32 protein-coding genes are annotated in these 26,068 nt (G+C 65.3%); 12 read left to right on the forward strand and 20 right to left on the reverse strand.

What is annotated here, in order from left to right; translation table 11 throughout:
• From pnp to MTR66_RS19155, 6 genes are all read right to left on the reverse strand, one after another.
• Positions 1 to 2,167 (reverse strand): polyribonucleotide nucleotidyltransferase (gene pnp / locus MTR66_RS19130; protein WP_243923936.1); only part of this gene is annotated, 2,167 nt, incomplete at its 3' end.
• Positions 2,168 to 2,495: 328 nt separating this feature from the next.
• Positions 2,496 to 2,765, reverse strand: a complete 270-nt coding sequence (gene rpsO, locus MTR66_RS19135) for a 30S ribosomal protein S15 (RefSeq protein ID WP_243923938.1) — start codon at positions 2,763 to 2,765, stop codon at positions 2,496 to 2,498.
• Between the two features lie 5 nt (positions 2,766 to 2,770).
• Complete coding sequence (gene truB, locus MTR66_RS19140; protein WP_243923940.1) at positions 2,771 to 3,817, reverse strand: tRNA pseudouridine(55) synthase TruB; 1,047 nt, start codon at positions 3,815 to 3,817, stop codon at positions 2,771 to 2,773.
• 51 nt (positions 3,818 to 3,868) lie between these two features.
• Entirely contained in the window at positions 3,869 to 4,279 is a 411-nt protein-coding gene (locus tag MTR66_RS19145) for a DUF6491 family protein (protein WP_243923941.1), read from the reverse strand.
• A gap of 111 nt (positions 4,280 to 4,390) precedes the next feature.
• Positions 4,391 to 5,077: a site-2 protease family protein gene (locus tag MTR66_RS19150; RefSeq protein WP_243923942.1), complete on the reverse strand. Its 687-nt coding sequence runs from the start codon at positions 5,075 to 5,077 to the stop codon at positions 4,391 to 4,393.
• 47 nt (positions 5,078 to 5,124) lie between these two features.
• The gene (locus tag MTR66_RS19155) at positions 5,125 to 5,715 is read right to left on the reverse strand and encodes a thymidine kinase (RefSeq protein WP_243923943.1); all 591 of its coding nucleotides are present in this window, start codon (positions 5,713 to 5,715) and stop codon (positions 5,125 to 5,127) included.
• A gap of 120 nt (positions 5,716 to 5,835) precedes the next feature.
• On the opposite strand from MTR66_RS19155, the gene MTR66_RS19160 reads away from it, so the two are divergent.
• On the forward strand, positions 5,836 to 7,515 hold the full coding sequence (locus MTR66_RS19160; protein ID WP_243923944.1) for a DUF1963 domain-containing protein: 1,680 nt from the start codon (positions 5,836 to 5,838) through the stop codon (positions 7,513 to 7,515).
• 119 nt (positions 7,516 to 7,634) lie between these two features.
• The gene (locus MTR66_RS19165) at positions 7,635 to 8,222 is read left to right on the forward strand and encodes a YceI family protein (protein ID WP_243923945.1); all 588 of its coding nucleotides are present in this window, start codon (positions 7,635 to 7,637) and stop codon (positions 8,220 to 8,222) included.
• A 45-nt stretch (positions 8,223 to 8,267) separates the two neighbouring features.
• Here MTR66_RS19165 and rbfA read toward each other — a convergent pair whose 3' ends face one another.
• The 12 genes from rbfA to MTR66_RS19225 form a co-directional block, all read right to left on the reverse strand.
• Positions 8,268 to 8,666: a 30S ribosome-binding factor RbfA gene (gene rbfA / locus MTR66_RS19170; RefSeq protein ID WP_243923946.1), complete on the reverse strand. Its 399-nt coding sequence runs from the start codon at positions 8,664 to 8,666 to the stop codon at positions 8,268 to 8,270.
• Positions 8,667 to 8,684: 18 nt separating this feature from the next.
• The gene (locus MTR66_RS19175) at positions 8,685 to 9,221 is read right to left on the reverse strand and encodes a DUF1697 domain-containing protein (RefSeq protein WP_243923948.1); all 537 of its coding nucleotides are present in this window, start codon (positions 9,219 to 9,221) and stop codon (positions 8,685 to 8,687) included.
• 137 nt (positions 9,222 to 9,358) lie between these two features.
• The gene (gene infB / locus MTR66_RS19180; protein ID WP_243923950.1) at positions 9,359 to 12,001 is read right to left on the reverse strand and encodes a translation initiation factor IF-2; all 2,643 of its coding nucleotides are present in this window, start codon (positions 11,999 to 12,001) and stop codon (positions 9,359 to 9,361) included.
• Positions 12,002 to 12,024: 23 nt separating this feature from the next.
• On the reverse strand, positions 12,025 to 12,744 hold the full coding sequence (locus MTR66_RS19185; protein WP_243923952.1) for a DUF448 domain-containing protein: 720 nt from the start codon (positions 12,742 to 12,744) through the stop codon (positions 12,025 to 12,027).
• On the reverse strand, positions 12,725 to 14,344 hold the full coding sequence (nusA, locus tag MTR66_RS19190; RefSeq protein WP_243923954.1) for a transcription termination factor NusA: 1,620 nt from the start codon (positions 14,342 to 14,344) through the stop codon (positions 12,725 to 12,727). The genes MTR66_RS19185 and nusA overlap by 20 nt, the downstream gene beginning before the upstream one ends.
• A gap of 2 nt (positions 14,345 to 14,346) precedes the next feature.
• Complete coding sequence (gene rimP, locus MTR66_RS19195; RefSeq protein WP_243923957.1) at positions 14,347 to 14,907, reverse strand: ribosome maturation protein RimP; 561 nt, start codon at positions 14,905 to 14,907, stop codon at positions 14,347 to 14,349.
• Positions 14,908 to 15,151: 244 nt separating this feature from the next.
• The gene (locus tag MTR66_RS19200) at positions 15,152 to 15,505 is read right to left on the reverse strand and encodes a JAB domain-containing protein (RefSeq protein ID WP_243923959.1); all 354 of its coding nucleotides are present in this window, start codon (positions 15,503 to 15,505) and stop codon (positions 15,152 to 15,154) included.
• Positions 15,506 to 15,546: 41 nt separating this feature from the next.
• Positions 15,547 to 16,014: a hypothetical protein gene (locus MTR66_RS19205; protein ID WP_243923960.1), complete on the reverse strand. Its 468-nt coding sequence runs from the start codon at positions 16,012 to 16,014 to the stop codon at positions 15,547 to 15,549.
• A gap of 19 nt (positions 16,015 to 16,033) precedes the next feature.
• On the reverse strand, positions 16,034 to 16,363 hold the full coding sequence (locus MTR66_RS19210; RefSeq protein ID WP_243923961.1) for a hypothetical protein: 330 nt from the start codon (positions 16,361 to 16,363) through the stop codon (positions 16,034 to 16,036).
• 68 nt (positions 16,364 to 16,431) lie between these two features.
• Positions 16,432 to 16,947 carry a LuxR C-terminal-related transcriptional regulator gene (locus MTR66_RS19215; RefSeq protein WP_243923963.1) on the reverse strand — a complete coding sequence of 172 codons (516 nt, stop codon included), beginning with the start codon at positions 16,945 to 16,947 and terminating at the stop codon, positions 16,432 to 16,434.
• A gap of 125 nt (positions 16,948 to 17,072) precedes the next feature.
• Positions 17,073 to 18,149, reverse strand: coding sequence for a phage shock protein operon transcriptional activator (gene pspF / locus MTR66_RS19220; RefSeq protein WP_243923965.1), 1,077 nt, complete (start codon positions 18,147 to 18,149; stop codon positions 17,073 to 17,075).
• A 10-nt stretch (positions 18,150 to 18,159) separates the two neighbouring features.
• On the reverse strand, positions 18,160 to 18,297 hold the full coding sequence (locus tag MTR66_RS19225; protein WP_243923966.1) for a hypothetical protein: 138 nt from the start codon (positions 18,295 to 18,297) through the stop codon (positions 18,160 to 18,162).
• A 15-nt stretch (positions 18,298 to 18,312) separates the two neighbouring features.
• Here MTR66_RS19225 and MTR66_RS19230 point away from each other — a divergent pair, with 15 nt between their 5' ends.
• From MTR66_RS19230 to MTR66_RS19275, 10 genes are all read left to right on the forward strand, one after another.
• Positions 18,313 to 18,516 carry a hypothetical protein gene (locus tag MTR66_RS19230; RefSeq protein WP_243923968.1) on the forward strand — a complete coding sequence of 68 codons (204 nt, stop codon included), beginning with the start codon at positions 18,313 to 18,315 and terminating at the stop codon, positions 18,514 to 18,516.
• Positions 18,513 to 19,382 (forward strand): phage shock protein PspA, encoded by an 870-nt coding sequence (pspA, locus tag MTR66_RS19235; RefSeq protein WP_243923970.1) that lies wholly within the window; start codon positions 18,513 to 18,515, stop codon positions 19,380 to 19,382. Before MTR66_RS19230 ends, pspA begins: the two co-directional genes overlap by 4 nt.
• Before the next feature lie 103 nt (positions 19,383 to 19,485).
• Positions 19,486 to 19,899, forward strand: a complete 414-nt coding sequence (locus tag MTR66_RS19240) for a PspC domain-containing protein (protein WP_243923972.1) — start codon at positions 19,486 to 19,488, stop codon at positions 19,897 to 19,899.
• Positions 19,900 to 19,931: 32 nt separating this feature from the next.
• Positions 19,932 to 20,216 (forward strand): hypothetical protein, encoded by a 285-nt coding sequence (locus MTR66_RS19245; RefSeq protein WP_243923974.1) that lies wholly within the window; start codon positions 19,932 to 19,934, stop codon positions 20,214 to 20,216.
• A 19-nt stretch (positions 20,217 to 20,235) separates the two neighbouring features.
• On the forward strand, positions 20,236 to 20,529 hold the full coding sequence (locus tag MTR66_RS19250) for a hypothetical protein (protein WP_243923976.1): 294 nt from the start codon (positions 20,236 to 20,238) through the stop codon (positions 20,527 to 20,529).
• Positions 20,530 to 20,541: 12 nt separating this feature from the next.
• Complete coding sequence (locus MTR66_RS19255) at positions 20,542 to 20,859, forward strand: coiled-coil domain-containing protein (RefSeq protein ID WP_243923979.1); 318 nt, start codon at positions 20,542 to 20,544, stop codon at positions 20,857 to 20,859.
• Positions 20,860 to 20,894: 35 nt separating this feature from the next.
• The gene (locus MTR66_RS19260) at positions 20,895 to 21,224 is read left to right on the forward strand and encodes a hypothetical protein (RefSeq protein ID WP_243923981.1); all 330 of its coding nucleotides are present in this window, start codon (positions 20,895 to 20,897) and stop codon (positions 21,222 to 21,224) included.
• Positions 21,221 to 21,367 carry a hypothetical protein gene (locus tag MTR66_RS19265; RefSeq protein ID WP_243923991.1) on the forward strand — a complete coding sequence of 49 codons (147 nt, stop codon included), beginning with the start codon at positions 21,221 to 21,223 and terminating at the stop codon, positions 21,365 to 21,367. The genes MTR66_RS19260 and MTR66_RS19265 overlap by 4 nt, the downstream gene beginning before the upstream one ends.
• Entirely contained in the window at positions 21,364 to 21,603 is a 240-nt protein-coding gene (locus MTR66_RS19270; protein WP_243923983.1) for a hypothetical protein, read from the forward strand. The genes MTR66_RS19265 and MTR66_RS19270 overlap by 4 nt, the downstream gene beginning before the upstream one ends.
• Positions 21,604 to 21,759: 156 nt before the next feature.
• A complete protein-coding gene (locus MTR66_RS19275) occupies positions 21,760 to 22,542 on the forward strand; it encodes a nuclear transport factor 2 family protein (protein WP_243923985.1) in 783 nt (260 codons plus the stop codon).
• Between the two features lie 592 nt (positions 22,543 to 23,134).
• Here the strand turns inward: MTR66_RS19275 and MTR66_RS19280 are convergent.
• Both MTR66_RS19280 and MTR66_RS19285 read right to left on the reverse strand, forming a co-directional pair.
• Positions 23,135 to 23,572: an FKBP-type peptidyl-prolyl cis-trans isomerase gene (locus MTR66_RS19280; RefSeq protein ID WP_243923987.1), complete on the reverse strand. Its 438-nt coding sequence runs from the start codon at positions 23,570 to 23,572 to the stop codon at positions 23,135 to 23,137.
• A 158-nt stretch (positions 23,573 to 23,730) separates the two neighbouring features.
• Positions 23,731 to 25,794: an NAD(+) synthase gene (locus tag MTR66_RS19285; RefSeq protein ID WP_243923989.1), complete on the reverse strand. Its 2,064-nt coding sequence runs from the start codon at positions 25,792 to 25,794 to the stop codon at positions 23,731 to 23,733.
• Positions 25,795 to 26,068 lie beyond the last annotated feature (274 nt).

Below are 26,068 nucleotides of genomic sequence, written 5' to 3' on the forward strand. Positions count from 1 at the left end.
GGCCACGGCGGTCACCGCCGCGATCGCCGCGCGGTTCACGCGGTTCGCGGGGCGGACGGGTGTCTTCCAGCTCTTCGCCGGTTTCCTGATCGACCACGCGCATCGACAGGCGAACCTTGCCGCGGTTGTCGATTTCGAGGACCTTGACCTTCACTTCCTGGCCTTCGGAGACGACATCGGTCGGCTTCTCGACGCGCTCGTTCTTCATTTCGGAGACGTGGACGAGGCCGTCCTTGCCACCCATGAAGTTCACGAAGGCACCGAAGTCGACGATGTTGACGACCTTGCCGTTGTAGATCTTGCCGACTTCCGGCTCTTCGACAATGCCCTGGATCCAGGCTTTGGCAGCCTCGATCTGGCTGATGTCGGAAGAGGAGATCTTGATCACGCCTTCGTCGTCGATGTCGACCTTGGCGCCGGTCTCGGCGACGATCTCGCGGATGACCTTGCCGCCGGTGCCGATGATGTCGCGGATCTTCGACTTGTCGATCTGGATCGTCTCGATGCGCGGCGCGTGGGCCGAAAGTTCGGTGCGGGCCGAACCCAGGGCCTTCTGCATTTCACCCAGGATGTGCGCGCGGCCGGCCTTCGCCTGCTCCAGCGCCTTGCCCATGATTTCCTTGGTGATGCCGGCGATCTTGATGTCCATCTGCATCGTGGTGATGCCGTTCTCGGTGCCGGCCACCTTGAAGTCCATGTCGCCGAGGTGATCCTCGTCGCCCAGGATGTCCGAAAGGACGGCGAACTCGTCGCCTTCCAGGATCAGGCCCATGGCGATGCCCGAAACCGGACGCTCAAGCGGAACGCCCGCGTCCATCATCGAGAGGCAGCCGCCGCAGATCGTCGCCATCGAGGACGAGCCGTTGGACTCGGTGATGTCGGACAGGATGCGGATGGTGTAGGGGAAGTCCTCCTTGGAGGGCAGCACCGGGTGCAGCGCGCGCCATGCCAGCTTGCCGTGGCCGATCTCGCGGCGGCCCGGGGCGCCGAAGCGGCCCACTTCACCGACCGAGTAGGGCGGGAAGTTGTAGTGCAGCATGAACGGCGAGTACGACAGGCCGTCAAGACCGTCGATCATCTGCTCGGCGTCCTTGGTGCCCAGCGTGGTGGTGCAGATCGCCTGCGTTTCACCGCGGGTGAACAGCGCCGAACCGTGCGTGCGGGGCAGGAAGCCGACCATCGAATCGATCGGGCGGACCTGATCGAGCTTGCGCCCGTCGATGCGCGAACCGTCCTTGAGGATGGCGCCGCGCACGATTTCCGCCTCGACCTTCTTCATGGTCTTGATCGCGACCATCTGGGTCTGCGGCTCGGCGTCGGCGAAGGCTTCCTTGGCCTTGGCACGCGCGTCGTTGAGCGCGCTGGCACGGGCCGACTTGTCGGTCAGCTTGTAGGCGGCGGCAACATCCTTGCCGACCACGTCCTTGAGCTTCTTCTTGATGTCGGCGGTGTTGTCCGACAGGTCGATTTCCCAAGGCTCCTTGGCGGCCTTCTCGGCCAGATCGATGATCAGATCGACGACCTTCTTGCACTCGTCATGCGCGAACATCACGGCGCCGAGCATCTCGTCTTCGGTCAGCTCCTTGGCTTCCGATTCCACCATCATCACGGCATTGCCGGTGGCGGCGACGACGAGGTCGAGACGGCCCTCTTCCAGAGCAGCGCTCTGCTTCGGGTTCAGCGTGTATTCGCCATCGGTGAAGCCGACGCGGCAGGCGCCGATCGGGCCCATGAACGGCACGCCCGAGATGGTGAGCGCGGCCGAAGCGGCGATCATCGCAACGATATCGGGCTCGGTCTCGCCGTCATAGGACATGACCTGCGCGATGCAGTTGATCTCGTTGTAGAAGCCTTCCGGGAACAGCGGACGCACCGGACGGTCGATCAGGCGGCTGGTCAGCGTTTCCTTTTCGGTCGCGCCGCGTTCACGCTTGAAGAAGCCACCGGGGATGCGCCCGGCGGACGAGAACTTTTCCTGGTAGTGCACGGTCAGCGGGAAGAAGTCCTGGCCTTCCTTCACCGACTTGGCGGCCGTAACGGCGCACAGCACAACAGTTTCGCCATACGTGGCGAGGACCGCGCCGTCAGCCTGACGGGCAACGCGGCCGGTTTCCAGAGTGAGGGTCTTTCCGCCCCACTCCATGGATACGGTTTTGACGTCGAACATAGAGAATTTCCTCAGACCCGCCGGCCCTATTGCTCAGCGGGGTTTACTGCCGGGGATACCGTCCCGGTCCGGTGCGGGGCCTTAGTTTGGCCCCTAGGCCCCCCGCCGGATTGCGGGGATACCCGAAAAGGTTGGCCCGGACTCTGTCCGGGCGGTTTGCCGTTCGTACCGCAAAATCGCCGGTTTCCAAAGAAACGCGTCACCCTGAACTTGTTTCAGGGCCCATTTCCCGATTCCAGCGGCCGGTTGAGCGGCACGATGGACCCTGAACCAGGTTCAGGGTGACATAATGCGAAACGGCCCGCCAGAGGCGGGCCGAAGCATTATGTCACTTACGCAGACCCAGCTTCTGGATCAGAGCGTTGTACCGCGCGACATCCTTCTTCTTGAGGTAGTCGAGCAGCGAGCGGCGCTTGTTGACCATGGCCAGCAGGCCGCGGCGCGAGTGATTGTCCTTGTGGTGCGTCTTGAAGTGTTCCGTCAGCGTGACAATCCGGCTGGTGAGGATAGCAACCTGCACTTCCGGCGAACCCGTGTCGCCAGCGGCGCGGGCGTTGTCTGCAATGATTTCCTGCTTCTTTTCTGCGGTAACCGACATTCATTCTACTCCGCGACATCGGAAAGGTTGAACCCCCTGACGACCCGGGCGTCTCCGCCCGAAAGCTCCATCAGCGCGACCGGCACTTTGCCTTCACGCGCCCAATGCAGCCCGTCTTCCTGGGGCAGCCCGGTAAGAACGCGGCCCTGCCGGACCGCCCTTGCCTGCTCCGGACTGAGGCCGATGGCCGGGATGTCGTCCAGCCCCGCCTCCAGCGGCAAGAGTATCTGCTCAAGAGGCGCGCCCTTACCCGTTTCGTTCAGTTTGTCCAGCGAAATCGCATGGGACAGGCCGAACGGCCCGGCCTGAACGCGGCGCAGCATAGTAACGGTGCCGCACGAACCCAGCGCCTGCGCAATATCGCGCGCCAGCGAGCGGATATAGGTGCCCTTGGAGACATGGGCGCGGAAAGTCATGTCCTCCCCGGCACGGGGAGGGGGACCACCCGCAGGGTGGTGGAGGGGATCAGCGTCCTCCCGCAACGCCGGGTCCGGGCGAGAGTCCCCTCCACCACCACCTTCGGCGGCGGTCCCCCTCCCCGTATCGGGGAGGATCGTGAGTTCGAAAATCTCCACGCTGCGCGGCTTCAGCTTCACATCTTCTCCCGCCCGCGCCAGATCGTAGGCCCTTTGCCCATCGACCTTCAGCGCCGAATAGGCAGGCGGCACCTGCTCGATCGGGCCGGTAAAGCGGGGCAGCACCGCTGCAACCTGCTCCGCCGTTGGCCGCACATCGCTGGTGGAAATCACCGCGCCTTCCAGATCGAGCGTGTCGGTCTCCTCACCGAAGCGCACCGTGAATTCATAGACCTTGCTCGCATCGAGCATGCGCCCGGTCAGCTTGGTCGCCTCGCCCACGGCCACCGGCAGGATGCCCGAGGCCAGCGGATCGAGCGTGCCGCCGTGGCCGACTTTCACCTTCTTGCCATAGCCCGCCTCGCGCAAGTTGCGCTTCACGGCGGCCACCGCCTGTGTCGAGCCGAGCCCCACGGGCTTGTCGAGAATGATCCAGCCGCTGGGAGCCGGGAGGGGCATAGAGGGGGTATCCGTCATCGCGCCCCCATGTGCGCGGCGGCGGCATTGGTCAACGGCGGCCCCGCACGGCTACTTCGCCTTTTTCTTCTTCACCGGCGGGCCGTCGACTTTCACGAAGGACGTGAGCGGATAGCGCTGCCCGTGGATATAGACCGCGCTCCAGCGGTCGAGCGTGCCGTTGGGGCGCGTATCGAGGCCGATGAAGTTCACGAAAGGCAGATCGGTCGAAAAGCCCATGAGTTCGGCCTTGTACCAGTTGCGGCGGTTATCCTCGAAATAGAGCGTGCGGTTGCCTTCCGAGCGCCAGTTCCACACCCCGCCATGATTGGCGAACGGGATCGAGGCTTCGGCCTGTTTCTTGGCCGTCCCGGTTTTCGCGGCCTGCGTTCCGGATGCCTGCGGCGGGTCCGTCCGGGCCAGTGCCGGAAGCGGCGCCATGGCCATCAGCGCGGCTGGAAGGAGAAGAGAAAGGGGCTTCATCGTCGGTTCCTTTCCGTTTCCCCCGCAGTCCCAAGATGGTCGCTGCCAGCCCATCGCGCAAGGCGGCGGGACAAAGTGATACAATCCTGAGGGCCGCGTGAACGGCTCCGTTCAGCCGCCCGCGACGAAGCGCACCAGATCGTAGTAGTATCCGCCCAGCCACTCCACCGGCGGGAACACCACCCGCTCGATCAGGCCCCAGCCCGGAAACAGCCTCGGGATCACCAGCAGGATCAGCAGCACCGCCAGAATGCCGTAGGGCCGCAGCCGCTCGTAAGAACGCGCTGCCGCGCGCGGCAGCAGCCCCTCGACGATGTGCGAACCGTCGAAAGGCGGGATCGGCAGCAGGTTGAAGAACGCCAGAAAAACGTTGATCGCGATGAAATTGTTGAAGTTCTGCGCCACGAAGGCGAGCGATGCGGCGTCACTGTCGCCCGCATAGCGCACCAGCAGCCCCAGCAGCACCGCGCCGACCGCCGCCAGCACCAGATTCATCCCCGGCCCCGCCGCCGCAACCGCCATCATCCCCCGCCGCGGATCGCGCAGCCGCCGCTTGTTGACCGGCACCGGCTTGGCCCAGCCGAACGCCGTATGCGTGGTCAGCCACAGGATAGCCGGCAGGATCAGCGTGCCGAACGGATCGACATGGCGCAGCGGATTGAGGCTGAGCCGCCGCTGCTCGTGCGCGGTCGGATCGCCGAGCATTCGCGCCACCAGCCCGTGCGCGATTTCATGGAATACGATGGCGATGATCAGGGGAATGATGATCGCTGCGATCTGCAGCACGGTGTCGTTCATGCCCGTTATCTAGGCTGCGCGCCCTCCCGCTGCAATGATGCCCGCGTTCAGCGCCCCAGCGCCTCGCTGAAATGGCGGCGGCACAGTGCCACATAGCGGTCGTTGCCGCCGATCTCGGTCTGCGCGCCTTCGTTCACCGCCTGGCCTTCGGCATCGACGCGCAAGTTCATCGAAGCCTTGCGCCCGCAGTGGCACACCGCCTTCAGCTCGATCAGACTGTCGGCAATGCCCAGCAGCAAGGCCGCCCCGGCGAACAGTTCGCCCCTGAAATCGGTGCGCAGGCCATAGCACAGGACGGGAATGCCCACCCGGTCGGCCAGATCCGCGCATTGCCACACTTGCGCAGGCGTGAGGAACTGCGCCTCGTCCACCAGCACGCAGGACAGCGGCTCCACCGCATGGGCCGCCTGCACTTTGCCCAGCAGATCGGTGTCGGGCGAAAACCGGTGCGCCCCGGCATGAAGGCCGATGCGGCTTTCGATCGCATGCGTCTCTCCGCGCGCCTCGCTGCGGTTGTCGACTTCGGCGGTCCACAGCATCGTGCGCATGCCGCGCTCGTGGTAATTGAAGTTCGCCTGCAGCAGCGTGGTGGATTTGCCCGCGTTCATGCTGGCATAGTAAAAATAGAGCTTGGCCATCGCGGCTGGGGATAACACCGCCCGATCCGCCTTGCACGGGATTGCCCGCGCTTCTCCCCGTATGAATGAAATTAACCATAGCGTTGTAAGGACGGCGCAGGACGGGCGTGGGAGTCGGGGATGAAAAGAGTCATTGCCATGTTTGCGGTCTTCGGGCTGGCCGCGATTGCAGCGGCCTATGTGGCCTCGGCGCCGCATGGGGCCAGCGGCGGCGTGTGGTCCCTGCCCGATGCCGCCGCCGCCCGGCTGATCGCGATCCGGGGGCGCAGCGCCGCCGTTACGGGATTGCTGGCGCTGGGCATCGTCCTCTCCCTGCTGGCCGCCATGACCATCCGGGACGGCACGGCAAAAAGGCCGCAGCCGGGCAAACGCGGGCGTGACAAGCAACGGCCGGGCAAGAAGGCGCAGGGGAAGCCGGGGCCGGTCTGGACGCCCGAACCGCTCTCCGCCGAAGACCGCGTGGCCAGCCTGCGCCGCCGCACCGCCAGCGAGACCAGCCAGCTTGCCGCGGCATCGGCGGACGGGGAGCAGGCAGATGACGCGCCGCCACGCCCCGTCGTCTTCGTGCGCAAGGCGCGCGATCCTGAGCGCGACTGGTTCGACGATACCAGCTGGCTGGGCGGATTGCCCCGGCTGGGCCCGGTCGCATGGCCGCGCGATGCCGGGGGCACGCCGCTCCCCTTCGCGGCGCAGATCGATCTCGCGGAACTGGCCGCCGCCTGCCCGGAAAGCCCCCTGCCCCGCACCGGCTCGCTCGCCTTCTTTCTCGGCACCGGCATGGTCCTTCACATCCCGGCCGGAGAGCACGAGCATGGCTTTGCCGAAGTGCCCGACGATCTGCCCTGCGCGTTCGACGAAGGCGGATATCCCTTTCCCGCCCGGCCCAACCGCCTGAGCCGCCCCTTCTTCCCGTTCTGGCCGGTCCAGCCCGCTGTGCTGGACTTGCCGCAGGACTTGCGCAGCCATGCCGATCCCGCGCTCGACACGGCGATCGCAGAGGCCATGGCCGCTCAGCTGGTGCTGCACGCGGCCCCGCGCAACAGCGCCTTCAGCGCCGAGGACGGCGCCCCCGCCGCGCCCGCGCTGTGGTGGCACGGAGCCAATCACCTGGCCGATCAGCTTCACGCCGCGCTCGACGGGGCAGACCGGCTCGTCATGCTCCGGCGCGACGCCGTGGAGCAGGCCGAAGCGGCGCTGGCAGCGCTCGAAGCCGAAGCCGGCCCCGGCGATCCGCGCACCGAAGCCGCTCGCGGGAAAGTCTCCCGCAAGCGCGCCGCCCTTTCCGCCGTCGAAACCCAGCGCGACGGCCTGCCGGACATGATCGCCGCCATCGACCAGTTCGTGACCGGCCGGGAAACCTGGGAACAGCTCGACGCCGAGGAATACGCCATCATCGCCGATTTCCTGGCCGAACTGCATACCAGCTACGCCGATGTAACCCAGCATCATGCCCCGCACTCCACGGGCGAACTGGCCACACTGTCGCTGCGGACCATGATCACCGACACGTCCGAAGCGCTCGACGCGATGCCTGCGGAACAGCTTGCCCGGATCAATCGCGAATACCGGCTGCCGGTGGCGGACCAGCACCAGATGTTCGGCCTGGGCGGAAGCAAGCAGGGCGGCGGCGCGCAGGCCCGCGACGAGCATCGCGGCGACATCCTGCTGCTGCAGCTTGCCTATGACGACATGATGGAATGGCGCTGGAACGGCATCGGCCTGTTCCAGTTCTGGATCGCGCCGGAAGATGCCGCCGCGGGCCGGTGGGATGCCGTGCAGCTCACGTTCGAATCCGCATGAGGACCACCGCAGTGAAAGACCGCCTCACCGTTCTTCGCCCGCGTGCCTTGCCGCGCGCATTGACAGATGGCGGTTCGCGACGCAGCCTTCGCGCAGCAAACCCGTTCAAAGGAACTCCCATGCGCCGCAGGACGGCCGCTGCCTTTGCAATCCTGTCCGCCGCCCTGCTCGCCGCCGCGCCGCCTGCCCGGCTGCACTACCGGATCGACCCGGCAGCCAGCAATGTGGATGCCCGCGTCGCGTTCCTGGGGCTGTCCAGCAAGACCGCCTCGTTTCCCGCGATCGTGGGCAAGCTCTCGCTGCCCGACGCCGCCGCTTCCGCTCCCAAGAGCGCCATCACGCTCGATGTAACGCTGGATGCGCGCAAGCTGGAGGCGGGCGATACCCGGACGCTGAAGCGGCTCAAGGGGGAGGACTTCTTCGATGTCGAGCACTATCCGACCGTGCACTTCTCCGGCGAGACACTGCGCATGACGGCCGTGCGGACGGCCGAAGTCTCCGGCCAGTTGACCGTGCGCGGCGTCACCCGCCCGGAAACGCTCCATGTCACGTTCAACCAGCCTCTGGCGGAAAACCGTGGCTCGCAGCCGATCCAGCTGACCGGCACGATGCGGATAGACCGCCGCGCCTATGGTATGACCGGGCTGTCGATGGTCGTCGGCCGCAAGGTCAACATCACGATCAAGACGCGGATGGTTCCGCTCTGACTGCAGGGGTGAAACCGCCCCTGGCGGCCGCTACGGGGCGAAGCCCTATTCCCCCTGATCGAGATCCCGCTTCACGCGCGGGTCGTCCAGCAGCGCATCGATACGGCTGGCCTCGTCGAAAGTCTCGTCCGCGCGGAAACGGATCTTCGCCGCGAACTTGAGCTTCAGGCGCTGGGCCACCTCGCGCTGGAAAAAGGCGGTATTGGTGCGCAGCGCTTTCAGCACGTCTTCCTCATCCACGCCCAGCAGCGGTTTCACATAGACCGTCGCCTGCCTGAGGTCGGGCGTCATGCGCACTTCGGTGACGGAAACCGAATGCGCGGTCAGGGTATCATCGTGCACTTGCTGGCGGGCAAGGATTTCGGACAGGACGTGACGCACCTGTTCGCCCACCTTCAAAAGGCGGACGGAGTGCTGTTCGGGGGTGAATTGCTGGCGTGCCATGACTCTTTCTACGGGAAATCAGCCCATCTTCGCAAGGATGCGCGCAAGCGATCCCACATTGCGCGCGGTGCCGGGGCAGCCCAGGCGGCGTTGGATGAAAGCGGACGTCAGCTTGCTCCGGCCCACGCCGTCGACGTAATCGATGTAGAGGCAGCGCTGGCCCGGCGCGATCCTCTCCGCGCCGCGCCCGGCGTGATCGCTCATCAGCTTCTCGAACTGTTCCGGCGTGGGCTGGCCCGCCAGGAAATGGGTGTGGACGAACTTGTCCTCGCCGCTGCCGGTGAACGGATTATCCTCGACCGCCGCGCGCACTTCCTCTTTCGTGCGCACCGCCACGAAGCTGTCGATATCGAAGCGTTCCGCCATCATATGTGCGAAAAGCTCTTCCAGCCCATCGGTCGGCCGCTCGTCGAAATCGAACAGGACATTGCCGCTGGCGACGACCGTCTCCACATTCGTGAACTCCTCGCGCTCGAAAGCATAGCGCAAGTCCGCCATCGTCAGCCGGTTGCCGCCGACGTTGATCGAACCGAACAGGGCAAGGTAGCGGGTCATCTAGAAAACTCCGGCGTTTGGGCATCAAAGCCACGCGGCCAATGGCCCGGATAGATGAAGGGGGGGCGAACACTGTCACCCCCCCCCCCCGATCCAGTTGGTCCGAACATCAGGCCTGCAAGCCGTGCCCGGCAAGCTTACCCGACGGTGCGCTCGCGATGAGTGACCTCGAAGACTTCGAGGTGATCGCCTGCCCGGATATCGTTGGTGTCGGCCAGGACCACACCGCATTCCAGACCGGCGCGCACTTCGTCCACGTCGTCCTTGAAGCGGCGCAGCGAAGCGATCGTCGTTGCCGAAACGATAACGTCGTTGCGGGTGAGACGCGCGCTGAGGCCCTTGCGGATGAAGCCTTCGAGAACCAGCAGACCGGCAGCCTTGTCCTTCTTGCCGGCCGGGAAGACCTGCTTGACCTCGGCGCGGCCGACCACGGTTTCCACGCGCTCGGGCCCCCAGATACCCGCCATCTGCTTGGCGACTTCCTCGGTCAGCTCGTAGATGACGTCGTAGTACATCATCGAGGTCTTGGTCTTCTCGATCTGCTCGCGCGCCTTGGCGTTCGGGCGGACGTTGAAGCCGATGATCGGCGCGCCGGAGGCCGAAGCCAGCGTCACGTCGGTCTCGGTGATGGCGCCCACGCCGGAATGCAGGATGCGCACCTTGATCTCGTCGTTCGAGAGATTGTGGAGCGCCGCGTTGATCGCTTCGAGCGAGCCCTGCACGTCCGCCTTGATCACCACCGGATACTCGATGACGTTCTGCTTGGCGGCCAGCGCCGAGAACATCGTGTCGAGGCTGGCAGGCGCCATCGCGGTACGCTTGGCGGTCGCCTGTTCCTGGCGCCAGGACGAGACTTCGCGGGCGCGCTGTTCGCTATCGACCACGCTCAGCACGTCACCCGCCATCGGCACGCCGCTCAGGCCGAGCACTTCGACCGGAGCCGAAGGCCCGGCTTCCTTGACCTGGCGGCCCTTGTCGTCGTTCATCGCGCGGACACGGCCGCTCTCGGTGCCGACCACGAAGATGTCGCCGCGGCGCAGCGTGCCGCGATTGACGAGAACCGTCGCGACCGGGCCCTTGCCCTTGTCGAGCTTGGCTTCGATCACGGTGGCTTCGGCATTGCGGTCCGGATTGGCCTTCAGCTCCAGCAGTTCGGCCTGAAGCAGGATCTTGTCGATCAGATCGTCCAGCCCCTTGCCGGTCTTGGCCGAGACTTCCACGTCCTGCACGTCGCCCGACATTTCCTCGACGATGATCTCGTGCTCCAGCAGGCGTTCGCGCACCTTCTGCGGGTTCGCGTCTTCCTTGTCGCACTTGTTGATCGCCACGATCATCGGCACGCCCGCGGCCTTGGTGTGATTGATGGCCTCGATCGTCTGCGGCATGATGCCGTCATCGGCGGCCACCACCAGAATGACGATGTCGGTGACATTGGCACCGCGCATGCGCATCTGGGTGAAAGCCGCGTGGCCCGGCGTGTCGAGCACGGTGACCCGGTCGCCGCTCTTGGTCTTGATCTGATAGGCGCCGATGTGCTGGGTGATACCACCCGCCTCGCCGCGCACCACGTCGGTGCCGCGCAGCGCGTCGAGCAGGCTGGTCTTGCCGTGGTCGACGTGGCCCATGATCGCCACCACCGGCGGACGCGCCTTCAGCGATTCCTCGGTATCGACGTCGCCCGAGGTATCGATGTCGATGTCGCTTTCCGACACGCGCTCGATATTGTGGCCGAATTCGGTGACGAGCAGTTCGGCGGTGTCCTGGTCGATCGTCTGGTTGACGGTCACCATCATGCCCATGTTGAACAGCGCCTTCACCAGGTCGGCGCCCTTCTCGGCCATGCGGTTGGCCAGTTCCTGCACCGTGATCGCTTCGGGCACGATCACATCGCGCACCTGCTTTTCACGCTGCTGCTGACGGCCGCCGAAGTGCGCGCGGCGCTCCTTCTCGCGGGCACGCTTGAGCGCGGCGAGCGAACGCGCGCGTGCGCCCTCGTCCTCGTTCAGCGCACGGCTGACCGTAAGCTTGCCGGCCTGGCGGCGGTCGCCCTTGCCGCCACGGTCCGCGCTGCGGGCCGCGGGCGCGCCCTTCTTGGCAGCGTCGGGCTTCTTGGCGCCACCGGCTGCAGCTTCCGGCTTGCGGGCAGCCGGCTCGGGGCGCTGCACCGGCGTGAACCGGCGCGGCGCGGGAGCCGGAGCGGCAGGCGTCGCGGGTTCCGCAGGCTTCTTCGCGGCGGGTGCTTCGGGTTCCGGCGCGGCAGGCGCTTCCTCGGGTGCCGGAGCCTCGGCCGCAGTCTTGGCGGCTTCTTCCTCGGCCTTGGCGGCAGCGGCGGCTTCTTCTTCCGCCTTTTCCTCCGCCTTGCGGTTCTCTTCCGCGCGGCGCTTTTCCTCTTCCTGCTCCTTCAGCCGCTCTTCCTCCTCGCGGCGGCGGGCTTCCTCGGCCATGCGCAGGCGGTCTTCCTCGGCCTCGCGCTGCAGGCGGGCGACGCGTTCCTGCGGCGTTTCACCGGCAGGCGCGGCGGGGCGCTTCGGCGGAGCCGGGCGCGGTGCGGGCTTTTTCGCTTCGGGCGCGGGAGCAGGCTTGGGCGCCGGAGCCTCAGCCTTGGTTTCGGCTGCGCTGTCCGCGCCGGGCTTGCCGATCAGCTTCTTGCGCTTCACCTCGACCACCACCTTGTTGGTGCGGCCATGGCTGAAGGTCTGCTTGACCTCACCCGCCTCCACCGAGCGCTTAAGCCCAAGCGGCTTGCGGCCCAGGGTCGGTTTGTTGTCGGTCTCGCTCATATCTCTCGTCGTGCCCTTCAATCTCAATTCGTCGTCACGGGCGCGGCATGAGCCTGCCCGTTATCATCATCCATGACGGCCGCGTCCGCTGCGGCCTGCCCCTGGAAATACAGGAGGCGCCGCAGCAGCGAAGCGACTCGATCTGCCGCTCCGCGATCGTTCAGCGCCAGGTGAACGACGTTGTCGCGGCCCAATGCCACAGACAGCGCCTCACGGTCCAGTGGCAAGCGCGTGCCTTTCAGACCGCTGCCTTCCACTTCGCGCCCCACTCTCCAGGCCTGATCCAGCTTGCGGGCGCCGTCTTCGCTCGCATCGGCGGCATGGCCCAGCCATTCGACTCGCCCTTCGCGCGCGTTCTGGGCGATCCGGTCCGACCCCATCAGCAGCTTGCCGGATTTGAGTTCGAGGCCCAGCCGCTCGGTCAGCGCGCGAATCAGCGCCTGTTCGATCCGGTCCGCCAGGTCGTCAGGAATAGAAAGCGGCGCGCCCTTGAAGGCACGCGCCAGCGCTCCCTTTAGTTTGCCCTTCGCGAGCGCTTTTTCAAGGTCCGCGCGCGAAACGCCAATCCACGCGCCGCGCCCGGGGGCACGCGCGTGGACATCGGGAAGGACCAGCCCGTCCGGCGAAATCGCCAGACGCACGAAGTCCTCCCGCGCAGCCTTCCCGCCGGAGAGGATGCAGGTCCTCTCCGCCTTGGCGTTATCGATGCCGGAGCTTACGCGCTCATTGCGAGGATTCCGCATCGGCGGCCTCCTCAGTCTCTGGCTCGTCTTCGAACCAGTGGGCGCGCGCGGCCATGATGATCTCGTTGCCCTGCTCTTCGGTCAGGCCGTATTCGCCCAGCACACCGCCCTTGTCCTCTTCGCGGGCACGGCGGTTCACGGAGCCGTCACGGCGGCGCTGCTCGGTGCGTTTCTTGGCGATCAGCTCGTCGGTCGCCAGATCGGCGAGATCGTCGAGCGTCTTGATGCCGCCCTTGCCCAGCGTGACCAGCATGGCTTCGGAGAGGTGCGGGATTTCGGCCAGCGCATCCTCGACGCCCAGCGCGCGGCGGGCCTCGCGGAAAGCCTCTTCGCGGCGTTCCAGCGCCTCACCGGCACGGCTCTGCAGCTCTTCGGCCAGTTCCTCGTCGAAGCCTTCGATCGCGGCCAGTTCGGCCAGATCGATGTAGGCGACTTCTTCCAGCTCGGTGAAGCCTTCGGCCACCAGCAGCTGCGAGAGCGTCTCGTCGACGTCGAGTTCGTCCTCGAACATCTTGGAGCGTTCCTGGAATTCCTTCTGGCGCTTCTCGCTCGATTCCTGCTCGGTCATGATGTCGATCTGCGAGCCGGTGAGCTGGCTGGCGAGACGCACGTTCTGGCCGCGGCGGCCGATCGCCAGCGAAAGCTGATCATCCGGCACGACGACTTCGATACGGCTTTCCTCCTCGTCGATGACGACGCGGCTGACCGTGGCAGGCTGCAGCGCATTGACCACGAACGTCGCGGTGTCCTCGCTCCAGGGAATGATGTCGATCTTCTCGCCCTGCAGTTCCTGCACGACGGCCTGGACGCGGCTGCCCTTCATGCCGACGCAGGCGCCGACCGGGTCGATCGAGTGATCGTGGCTGATCACGCCGATCTTGGCGCGCGAGCCCGGATCGCGGGCAGCGGCCTTGATCTCGATGATGCCGTCGTAGATTTCGGGCACTTCCTGCGCGAAGAGCTTCTTCATGAACTCGGGGTGCGCGCGCGAGAGGAAGATCTGCGGGCCGCGGTTCTGGCGTTCCACCTTCAGCACGATGGCGCGCACGCGCTCGCCGACGCGGGCGGCTTCGCGCGGGATCTGCTGATCGCGGCGGATCACGCCTTCGGCGCGGCCGAGGTTGACGATCACGTGGCCGAATTCGACCGACTTGATCACGCCGGTGATCACTTCGCCGACGCGGTCCTTGAATTCCTCGAACTGGCGGTCACGCTCGGCATCGCGGACCTTCTGGAAGATCACCTGCTTGGCCGACTGCGCATCGATGCGGCCGAGATCGACCGGGGGCAGCGGATCGACGATGAAGTCGCCGATCTTGGCGTCCTTCTGGAGCTTTTCAGCCTGCTTGACGTCAACCTGCTTGAAGTAGTCCTCGACTTCCTCGACCACTTCGACGACGCGCCACAGGCGCAGGTCGCCGGTGCGCGGATCGAGTTTCGCGCGGATGTCGTTCTCGGCGCCGTAACGGTTGCGGGCCGACTTCTGGATGGCTTCTTCCATCGCCTCGATGACGATCGACTTGTCGATCATCTTCTCCGAAGCGACCGAGTTGGCGATCGCAAGCAGCTCTGCGCGGTTGGCGGAAATCGCACTGCTCATGGTCAGTCTTCCTGTTCCTCAAGAATCTCGTCGGCGCCGCTGGTATCCAGCGGGCGGGTTGCGGCAATCAGCTTGTCGGTCAGGACCAGCCTTGCGGAATGAACGTGGGCCAGCGGGAAGCTGACGCGGCCGGACTTGCGGTCATCGAGCGTGACGGTTTCACCCTCGATCCCCAGCAGATCGCCGTGCAGCGCCTTGCGGTTACCCTCCACCGGCTCGGTGAGGTTGATTCGCGCTTCGTGCCCGGCCCAGTTGGCGTAGTCCTTCACGCGGGTCAGCGGACGGTCGATCCCCGGCGAGCTGACTTCGAGGCGATAGGCTTCGTCGATCAGCACTTCGCCCGCTTCCTCCAGCGCATCCATGCGGTCGGAAATGCGGTGCGAGAGCGTCACGCAATCGTCGAGCACGAGCTGGCCGGTCTTCGGGTTTTCGGCCATGACCTGCAGCGCGATCTCGTCGTCGCCCACTTCGCTCTTGCCGAAGATTCGCACGCGCACGAGATCGAAACCGAGGGCCTTCACCTCCGGTTCGATGATTTGCGTGATGCGGGCGATATCGGCCAAGCGCGGGTTCTCCAGACAAGTCGCAATACATTCAAACAGAGCCGCATCCGTGCAACGCGGTTTCGCGCCGGCCCCTTCCGGCGCCAGCCCGAACCTTGTTTCACCAATGTCGGGATGAGGCGCAGATAGGCGCATTGCCGGGAAAAGGCAAGTCCGCTGCGTGCCGGACACAAATAAACCTGCGTGCAGCGGGACGCATCCCGGTGCACGCAGGCCGCCACTCCCCCGTGGCACGGACAAAACTTCAGGTTCGGAGCGGCTGCTTCGCGGGACCCATCAGCCCCGCCCTGCGCATGCTGACGGCTGCCGGGCCGCCAACGACCACATGATCGTGGAAATCCAGGTCCAGGACATGCGCCATGGCGGCAAGACGCCGCGTCTCAGCAATGTCCTGAGAGCTGGGGCGCGGATCGCCGGACGGATGATTGTGCACCAGCACCAGCCCGCTCGCCTGCATCCGGAAGGCATGCTCGAACAAGCCGCGATACCGCGCCGAAACCGCCCCCGCTCCGCTGCCGGCCTGCACCCGGTGGCCGCACAGGGCGCCATGCGAATCGAACAGCACTTCCAGCATGATCTCGCGGCGCAGGCCGCCCATGTGCCGCACGAGAATTTCCAGCAGAGGCGCGGAAAGCGGCCTTACCCGGCCGCGTGCCGCGACCAGCTCTGCCAGGAAGGATCGGAGCCACGGCGCCGCAGCCGGTACATGTGCAGCAGCGTCCCGATCAGGATCGCGATCGCCACGCCAAACGTCGGTGCGCCGCGCATCACCGCATAGACCATCGGATAGATGCCGATGTCCGCCCATCGCGCGAAGTGCGCGCTCAAGCATAGGACTTGCAGCGATGTTGCCCATAGGGGCCAAAACCTCCGCGCCTCCAGGGCGAGATAGCCGAATCCCAGAAAACCGGTGAGATCCGCCACCAGAGCATCAGGATCGACCCTGACGAAGTGGCTGGGAATGAATGCCATCACCAGCGCCTGGATCACGGCCATCAGAATGAAGACGAGAGCGCCCGCCCTTTCAGGCGCTCCCCCTTTCCAAAGGGCCAGCCCAACCGACAGGATCAAAATCAGGAAATACGCGATCCTTTGCGTCAGGTCCAAGTCTGCCCACTCCGTTCCATCAACCGGCGCGCACCTGCAGATCCCCGCAGATATCATCGTCCAGTGCCGACTTTTCAGGGCACTGGTAGGCAATGTCCATGGATTCGGCCAGTCTGGAAAGATCGTTGTGCGCCCGCACAAGTTCGGAGCGCGCTTCCACCAGATTCTTCTGCACCGCGGCGACGCGGGCGAGCGGGCGCTGGCCGTGAACGGCGCCATCCAGAGCCGCGACACGGGCCCGTGCCATTTCGGTCAGCAACTCGCCAGCCTTGGCCAGCAGTTCGTCCATATCGTCTTCGACCGACTTGATGCTGCGTGCGATCCGCATACCGGCAATTTCAGGGGTCATGATCTACGCCTCCACTGGCACCGAAGCGCCATCTCCAGGTCGAAGGCCCCTGCCCCGGTCCGGATAGCCTAGATCAACCGCCCCAGCGCTTCTGCTATCGCCAGAGACGATACCAGCGTCAGGGCCATGACCAGCGCCAGAACAAGCACCGCGCCAATGCGGCCTGCCCGTCCGAACCGTGCATCGAGAGCCTCCAGGCCCGCCGGGGCGGATTCCATGTCCTCGTACCAGTCCTGATGCCGGCGCAGCGCCGAAGCATCCGAAAGAACGAAGACCGGATCGACCGGCAAGTCCCGCTCGCTGTCTTCCGCCCCTTGCTCCTGAGGGTCGACACGGGAAAAACCACATGTGGTTTTGCCACACTGCTCCAAAAGCTGCGAATAACGGCGCGCCGTGTCCTTGCGGTTGGCGGTTCCCCACTTGTCACGTACGGCATTGATCCGCTGATCCACCGTATTCGGCGCAATCGAAAGTTCGCGCGCGATTTCCTTGGTGGTGCGGTGCATGATCAGCAGATCGAGCACTTCGACCTGCTTGGGCGTCAGACTTTCCAGCTGATCCAGCGTCGGGATGTCTTCAGGCACGGTAAAATCACTCTTTATATATGCTTGCCAGGATACAGCATCCTTGCCGTGAAACCAATCGGTCTCGCGCCCCCAGGAAATGGCACGCGGCGCAGCCTCCGGTTCCGCCGCCGTTCCGCGCCTGTTTACAAGGCGCGTTTATCATTCTCGTGAAGGCCGTGTCTTTTCATACAATGCCGGAACTGGTCGTAAGTCAGCCCCGCAAAGGCTGCCGCGCGGCGCTGATTCCAGCGGTGGCGTTTCAGCGCGTCGAGCATCAGTCCGCGCTCGTAAGCCTCGACCGCCGCGCGCAGATCGCCCGGAATCGCGGGCGGTGGAGAAGGCGTCTGGGAAGGAGGTGCTGGCTCCGCTTCTGCCAAGGCCGGTACGGGCTCTGCCTGCGCAGGCGGCGGAACCGGCGCCGCTTCCTGCGCGCCAGCCCCATCGCCCCAGGGATTTTCGAAGGGATCGAACACGATCCGCCCGATTGGCGCCTCATCGTGCCCCCAGCGGTAGACCGCCCGCTCCACCACATTGCGCAGTTCGCGCACATTGCCCGGCCAGCCGTGCGCGTCCAGCGCCGCCAGCGCCTCTTCGGAAAAGCCGGGCCAGCTCTCCCACTCCAGCTCGCTGGCCATGCGGCGGCCGTAATAATCCGCCAATTCGGACACATCGCCTTCGCGCGCGCGCAGCGGCGGCAGCGTGATAACCTCGAAACTCAGCCGGTCGAGCAAGTCGGCGCGGAACGTGCCCTCTTCCGCCATGCGCGGCAGGTCGGCATTGGTAGCCGCAACGATGCGCACGTCCACCGTCACCGGGCGCGAGGCGCCGATGCGCACCACTTCGCCATATTCGATCGCGCGCAGCAACCGCTCCTGCGCGGCCATCGAAAGATTGCCCAGTTCGTCGAGGAACAGCGTGCCCCGGTCCGCCTCCTCGAAGCGCCCGGCCCGCGCGCGCGTCGCGCCGGTGAAGGCGCCTGCCTCGTGCCCGAACAGTTCGGCCTCGATCAGGGTTTCAGGCAGCGCCGCACAATTGAGCGTCACCAGCGGCTCGCCCCAGCGCGGGGAGAGGCGGTGGAGGCGCTGGGCGATCAGTTCCTTGCCGGTGCCGCGCTCGCCGATCACCAGCACCGGGCGGCGCACCGGCGCGGCGCGGCTGGCGCGCTCCACCGCATCGAGGAAGGCCGTGGACTGGCCGATGAACTGAACGTCGCGCTCCATGTGCCAATAGTTAGCGTATTTCGCTATTCATTGGCAATTCATATTGCCACCCCTTGCGCGCCATCGCGCAAAAACCGCCGGAAACCGCCACGTCCGCAATTTGGCACACCCCTTGCTGAACAGGAGGCAACACGAAGTTCAGGATCATCGAGGGAACCACGCCATGTTTGCCCGCACTGCCAAGACCCAGCCCGCACAGCAGCCCGCCCGGCCGGCCGTGCGCTCTACTCTGGCCCGCACCAAGCTGGACTGGGCGATCATTGCCAGCCTGCTGGCGATGGGCGCGTTCAACCTTCTGGTCATGGCCGACAACTTCGCCACCACGGCCCATGCCGCGGCGCCGGTCTGCGGAGTGCCGCTGGCATGAGCAGGCTCGACGCGGAAATCGAAGTGCTGCAGAATTGCGGACACGGCACAGCGCACGAACAGACCCGCGCTTACCGCCCCGCCAACGATTTTGCCGCCAACGACTTCGATCGCACCACCACACCCCGCTTTCGCCCGGCCTACAACAAAGGAAATATCAGGATGGGTATCTTCTCGCGCACCCGCGACATCATCGCCGCCAATTTCAACGATCTGCTCGACAAGGCGGAAGACCCCGCGAAGATGATCCGTCTGATCATCCTCGAAATGGAGGAAACCCTGGTCGAAGTGCGCACCAGTTCGGCGCGCACCATTGCCGACCAGAAGGAACTGCGCCGCCACGTCGCCAAGCTCGACAAACTGCAGGCCGACTGGTCCGACAAGGCGCAGCTCGCGCTCAGCAAGGACCGCGAGGATCTCGCCCGCGCCGCGCTGCTCGAAAAGAAGAAGGCCGCCGACATGGCCGGACAGCTTCATTCCGAAATCGCCGTGCTCGACGATTCGCTGCGCGCTTACGAACAGGACATCGAAAAGCTGCAGAGCCGCCTGCGCGAGGCCCGCAGCCGCCAGAGCGCCATTGCCGCCCGCTTGCAGAGCGCGGAAAACAGGGTCAAACTGCGCACGCTGCTCTCGAACGAGCGTGTCGATGAAGCGCTGGCACGCTTCGACCAGCTGGAACGCCGCGTCGATTATGCCGAAGGCCGCGCCGAAGCGATGAGCATCGGCGACAACCGTCAGCCGACGCTCGCCGACGAAATCGCCGCGCTCGCCGATGGCGACTCGATCGAGGCGGAACTGGCCGAGATGAAGCGCACGATGAGCCCCGGCGGCGAAACCGCGCCCGAACCGGCAAACCGCCAGGACTGACAGACAGCGCAGCGCGCTTCCCGGACGCGCGCGCGAAATGGGCATGGCCGGGAACAGGGGGACCGCACCGGTCCTGCAGACTATCTTACGAAAGGGACAACCAGTGTCACGCGGACCATTCTATCTCGACAAGTCGAACGCCAAGCTGGCCGGCGTCTGCGCGGGCATCGCCGATTACACCGGCATCGATGCCTTCTGGGTTCGCCTGGGCGCGGTGCTGCTCACGCTGTTTGGCTTTCCCTTCGTCATCCTGATCTACATCGCCATGGCCGTGCTGGCGGACAGCCGCCCTGCAGGCCTGTACAGCGAGGAAGAGGAAGAGCGCCTGCTGCGCCGCATGGAACGCCGCCGCCAGCGCCGCGGTTTCGCCCAGGGCCTGACGATGCCCGGCACTTCACGTTCCAGCCGCCTGCGTCAGGACATGTCCGACCTCGACCGCCGGATCGCCGATATGGAAGCGCACTACGCCAGCTCCAGCAACTCGCGCCTCGCCGCCGAGATCGACAGCCTGCGCTAAGCCGCAACCAACGGGAAAACAGGGACACAACCATGAGCGATCTAGCGCTTCTCATTCCGCTCTCCGGCATCGCCTTCGCCGCCTTCACCGTCTGGACCAAGCATCAGCGCAAGCTGGCCGAACTCAATTTCGAGGCCAGCGCGGAGAAGGCCGCGCTATATGCGGCAAACAACGCCCAGCTGGAAGAACGCGTGCGGGTGCTGGAACGGATCATCACCGAAGGCGGCTATGACACCGCTCTCCAGATCGAAGCCTTGCGTGATCAGCGCGAGGCCGAGACCAGACACGCCGCCCCTCACGAGCCAACCGTCAACTGACTTCCGCAGGATATATCCCATGGACACCGGCATCCTAGCCTTGCTCATCCCCATCATCGGCGTCTGCATCCCGATCGTCGCGATCTGGACCAAGCACCGCCGCGACATGCTCAAGATGGAGTTGGAAGCGACCGCGGAAAAGAGCGCGCTCTACGCCAACAAGAACGCCGAACTGGAAGAGCGCGTGCGGGTGCTGGAGCGGATCATCACCGATGGCGGATACGATACCGCCCTCCAGATCGAAGCCCTGCGCGACCAGCGCGCCGTGGAAGATAGCCGCGCCGAAAGCGAGCCCGGCAAGACCGTCAACTGAGGAATACCGGACATGGACTGGGCAGGCCCAAACTTCGTCGTTCTGATCATCGCCGTTTCCACTGTGGGATGGCTGGTCAACAACTGGATCCGGGCCCGGCACGGCTATGCCCTGGAAGACGAATTCTTCGGCAAGACCGAACCGGCGGCCAAGGCCGAGGCGGACAGCCTGCGCCAGGAGAATGCCGAACTCGCCAGGCGCCTGAAAGCACTGGAAGAGCGCACCGCCACGCTGGAAGCGATCGTCACCGACAGCGGGTTCGACACCTCCCGGCAGATCGAGGCGCTGCGCGACAAGCCGCGCACCGCACTGGAAAACGCCGCCCACTAAGCCCGCTCCCGGCGGGAATTCCAAGGAGTCTGCCGATGCCTTCCGATGTGATGCCCTATTTCATCATGTTCGCGACAGCAGCCGGCATCGGCGGCTGGATCTTCAACAACTGGCTGCGCATGCGCCACGGCTATCCGCTGGAGAACCAGTGGGGCAAGGCGGTCTACCCCAGGACCGATCCCGAAGCGCAGGCCCGGGTGCAGTTGCTGACGCAGGAAAACGCGCAGCTTCGCGCCGAGATCGGATCGATCAAGGACCGGCTCGCCAGCGTGGAGCGCATCGTCACCGATCAGGGCTATGACGTCTCGCGCCAGATCGAAAGCCTGCGCAATGCCCGGGAAAGCGCGAAGGGAACCCGTCAATGAACCCCGAACAGGCGGCGCGGAACGCCAGCCTAGAAAACCGCGTGCGCGTTCTGGAACGTATCGCTACAGAACATGGCAACGATCTTGCGACGCAGATCGAGGCCCTGCGCAGCACCCAACCGGTTGAGGTTACAAAGCAATGAGTTTCTGGACCGCCGTCGTCGTTCTTTTCGCGATCGCCTGCTGGACATGGCTGCGCACGCAGAAGTACCGCGCCCTGGGCAAGAGCAACGGCCAATACGATCACACCGCGCGCGAGCACGAACTGGAACGCGAAGTCGAACAGATGCGCAAACGCATCGCCGTGCTCGAACGCATCGCCACGGACGAACGGCGGGGCAAGGACCTCGCCCGCGAAATCGAATCGCTGCGGGACTAGGCCCCCTGCCCCGCAAGTATTGCGGACTAACGGACGCCCCCTGAAACGGCGATCCCGGCCCCGGCCTTCAACCAACACCTGCAAGACCAAGGCAGCGCCCTGGGCGCCACCTGTTTGCGTGCGTCAAAAACATAATTCGGCAAAGCGGAGGCCTGCATGAAAATACGATCCTCGACGATGGCTCTGGCGGCTTTCTCCGGAATTCTTGTGTCCCCCATCGCCCGGGCCGAACCACAGGCCCATCCCGACCCGAAAGACCAAAGCACTGCAAAAGACCAGGTTCTCGCTGCCGAAAAAGCCTATTGGAAGACATTCAACGCCTGCGATCTCGACACGATGGGCCATTTTCTCACGCAGGACGTGGAATTCTATCACGACAAGTCGGGGAAAAACGCGACCCGCGCAAAAGTCATCGCTTCGATGCGCGACGGACCGTGCAATCCGGCGGCCAGCACCCACATGCGCCGCGAGCCGGTTGCCCGGACCGGGCAGGTATTTCTGCTCGCGGGCGGCTACGCCCTTACCCGGGGCGAGCATCGCTTCCTGACCACCGGCCCCGATAAAATCGAGCGCCATGACAGCATTGCACGATATACCGTGCTCTGGCGGAAAACCGGCGCGGGCTGGCAGATCGCGCGGGCCATCAGCTATGATCACAGGCCCGATCTGCCAAATCTGATCCCTGTCCAGCAGCCCATGGCGCAACTGCGGGCCGCGCAGGGGCAATATCAGCTCGATGACGGAAACATCCTCCCCGTCACACTCAAGGATGGAAAGTTGACGCTGGGAACGGGCGAGCGCGCCATGGAACTGGTCCCTCTGGGTAAAGGGCTGTTCGGGACCGAAGGGCGGTGGCTGCAGTTTCGCATCGCCAATGGCCTGCTTGAAATCATGGACGAGGGCAAACTGGCGGCTTCCGGCAAGCGGCTTTCGAACTGACCGCAGGACAGCGCGGAACGCCCCCGCCCCGGGCCGCGAACGCACCTATCTTGACAAATATAACCATATAGGTTATAAGCCCCAGCCATCCAGCAGGGCAAAGTACACGCCCGGCTGGTGTTTCGGGCCGGCGTTGCGGGCACGGGTGCGGCGTATCGCCGTGGCCACGCACACAGCGCCTGCACCGGAGCGGTTCATATGCGTCTCCGGCAATGCCGCCCTCCTGTCAGGACGGCCATCCCGGACACGTCCGGACCGGCGCCTCATGCGAGCCCGCGCCGCTGGTTTCGAACCGTTCCCACAGGGCCGAGCCGGGCTGTCGTTGCTGCTATCCGGCCATTCGCAAGCGCCAGCTTCCCTCCCGCGCCCCTTGCACAGGGCGCCCCAGCGCCGGCCCGGAGTGTCTCCTCCCGCCTTCGCGTTCTGCCCCAGGGCGTTACGTCCGCACTCGCCAGCGGAGGATGCGGCGTGCCTGCATGCAGACGAATTCCCATCCCCATGTTCTGTCGCCCCCGCCCTTCGGCTGGCCGAAGCGCGGCCGAAGGGCGGGGGCGACGGACACCTTATGGGCTTAGCCCGCCAGCAACGCGGGTTACGCCGCGTCCTTGATCTCCACGAGAGTCAGGCCGAACTGCAGGTCTTCGCCTGCCAGCGGATGATTGCCATCGGCAGTCACCGCTTCCTCGCCCACTTCGGTAATCACCAGGTTCAGGGTCGAACCATCGGGCTGGCTGGCGGTCAGCTGCATGCCGGGCTGCGGCGCGGTTTCCTGCGGCAAGCTGGAGCGCGGGATCTCGATCACCATCTCTTCGCGGCGCGGGCCGAACGCGTCGTCAGAGGCGACTGTCACCATTTGCACCGCGCCCACGACCATGCCGTCCAGCGCGGCCTCGATCTGCGGGAAGACCTCGGCGTCGCCGATTTTCACGGTCTGCGGCCCGCTCTGTTCCGTATTGCCAACGACGCGGCCATCGTTTGTGCGCACCACGAAATCGATAACGACGGTATCGCCGGTCTTTGCGGTCTGCATAAACATTCCTTTGGGTAAATTCGTTCCGGCACGCGCACGCGCCGCTCGATCGGTGCCTGTCGGCGGCACCGGCGGTTCGCCAAGAGTCGCAATTTATCGCCGGTCCGTCAAATCGGGAGAGGCGGTTGCCCACATGCCCCGGCCTGACGCGTGCGCCCTCACCCCTTCGGCACCCGTGCATCGAGTTCCGCCAGCCACACCGCCGCGCTGGCATCAGACGGCGCGCGCCAGTCGCCGCGCGGGCTGAGCGCGCCGCCGGAGGAGACCTTGGGGCCATTGGGGATCGCCGAGCGCTTGAACTGGCTGAAGGCGAAGAAGCGGCGCAGGAATTTCTCCAGCCAGTCGCGGATGGTGGCGAGGTCGTACTGGTTCCTGCGGTCCTGCGGAAAACCATCGGGCCAGGTGCCCGCCGCCGCCTCGCGCCAGGCGTGCCAGGCGAGGAACGCCACTTTGGACGGCTTCTGCCCGAAGCGCATCACGTGGTGCAGGAAGAAATCGTTGAGTTCGTAAGGGCCGATCTTCGCCTCGGTGCTCTGGATCGCGCCGTCGGCGCCTGCGGGCACCAGTTCGGGCGAGATTTCGGTGTCGAGAATCGCCATGAGCACATCGCCTGTCGCCGCGTCGAACTGGTCGCCGCGCGCGCACCAGCGGATGAGGTACTGGATCAGCGTCTTGGGCACGCCCGCGTTCACCGCGTAGTGGCTCATCTGGTCGCCCACGCCATACGTGCACCAGCCGAGCGCCAGTTCGGACAAGTCGCCGGTGCCGACCACAAAGCCGTTGTGCTGGCTGGCGAGGCGGAACAGGTAATCGGTGCGCAGGCCCGCCTGCACATTCTCGAACGTTACGTCGTAGACCGGCTCGCCGTTTGCGAAAGCATGGCCGATGTCTTCCAGCATGCGCGTGGCGGCGGGGCGGATGTCGATTTCCTCCGCCGTGATGCCTACCGCGCGCATCAGTTTCCACGCGTTGCCCTTGGTATCGTCGCTGGTGGCGAAACCGGGCATTGTGTAGCCGCGAATGAAGCTGCGCGGCAGGCCCAGCCGGTCGCAGGCCCTGGCCGCGACGATCAGCGCATGGGTGGAATCGAGCCCGCCCGAAATGCCGATCACCATCGATTTGGCGCCGGTCGATTCCAGCCGCCGCATCAGGCCATCGACCTGGATATTGAACGCCTCGTAGCAATCGGCGTCGAGCTTCTCGGCGCGGTCGGGCACGAAGGGGAAGCGGCCGGCCGGGCGCACGAGGCCGATGTCGCCGCCATGCGGGGCGTGGCGGAACGGCACCGTGCGGAAGCTCTCTTCCGGGCGGCCCGCCGCTTCGGCGGCATCGTTGAAGGTGGGGATGCGCAGCCGGTCCATCATGATGCGTTCGCAATCGACATCGGCGACGCACAGTTCCGGGTGGAGCGAGAAGCGTTCGCTTTCGGCCAGCAGATCGCCCAGCTCGTAGATCACCCCCTGCCCGTCCCATGCGAGGTCGGTGGTGCTCTCGCCATGCCCGGCGGCGCAATAGACATAGGCCGAGGCCGTGCGCGCCGATTGCGAGCGGCAGAGCATGTGCCGCTCGTCCGACTTGCCGATGACAATGTTGGAGGCCGAAAGGTTGCACAGCACCGTCGCCCCGGCGAGCGCGCCGAGCGAGGACGGCGGGGTGGCGGCCCAGAAGTCCTCGCAGATTTCGGCGAAGAAGCGGAAATGCGGCAGCACTTCGGAGGCAAAGACCAGATCGACGCCGAAAGGCACCTCCTGCCCGTTCACCCGGATCGTCTGCCCGCGCACCGCCTTGCCGCTGGCGAACCAGCGCTTTTCGTAGAACTCGCGGTAATTGGGCAGGTAGGACTTGGGCACCGCGCCCAGCAGCTTGCCATGCGCGATGGCGAGCGCGCAGTTGTAAAGCCGCCCCTTGTGCATGAGCGCCGCGCCGATCAGCAGGACCGGCGAGAAGTCCGCGCTGGCCTTGACGATATCGCCGATCGCCGCCTCGACCGCCGCGATCATCGCGCCCTGCAGGTGCAGATCGTCGATCGCGTAGGAGGACAGGCACAGTTCGGGGAACACCAGCAGATCGACATGCGCCGCATGCGCCCGGCGCGCCTCGGCCAGCACCGCATCGCGGTTGAACGCGACATCGGCGGTGCGCACGTGCGGGGTGGAGGTGGCGACCCGCACGAAGCCGTGTTCGTGCATGGCGTAAAAGGGATGCGCTTTCGCTTCGGTCATGGGCAAATCCCTGACAGGATTGGGGAGCGAGGGCAATCTCCCCCATCACTCCCTCCATTCCACCCTCCCGTTCGTGTCGAGCGAAGTCGAGACACGTTAGCGCAGTGCCAGCGTGTCTCGACTTCGCTCGACACGAACGGAAGTTCTGCAATAATGCGAAAAATACTGGCAACTCCAGCAAGACATCTTGTCCTCCCGCGCGGCCTTCCTAAATGCCAATACCATGCGCAGCCTTGACGATATTCGCGAAGAGTATGAGTTCCTTGACGGGGAC

This window comes from Novosphingobium beihaiense, from assembly GCF_022832375.1.
Classification (GTDB): domain Bacteria; phylum Pseudomonadota; class Alphaproteobacteria; order Sphingomonadales; family Sphingomonadaceae; genus Novosphingobium; species Novosphingobium beihaiensis.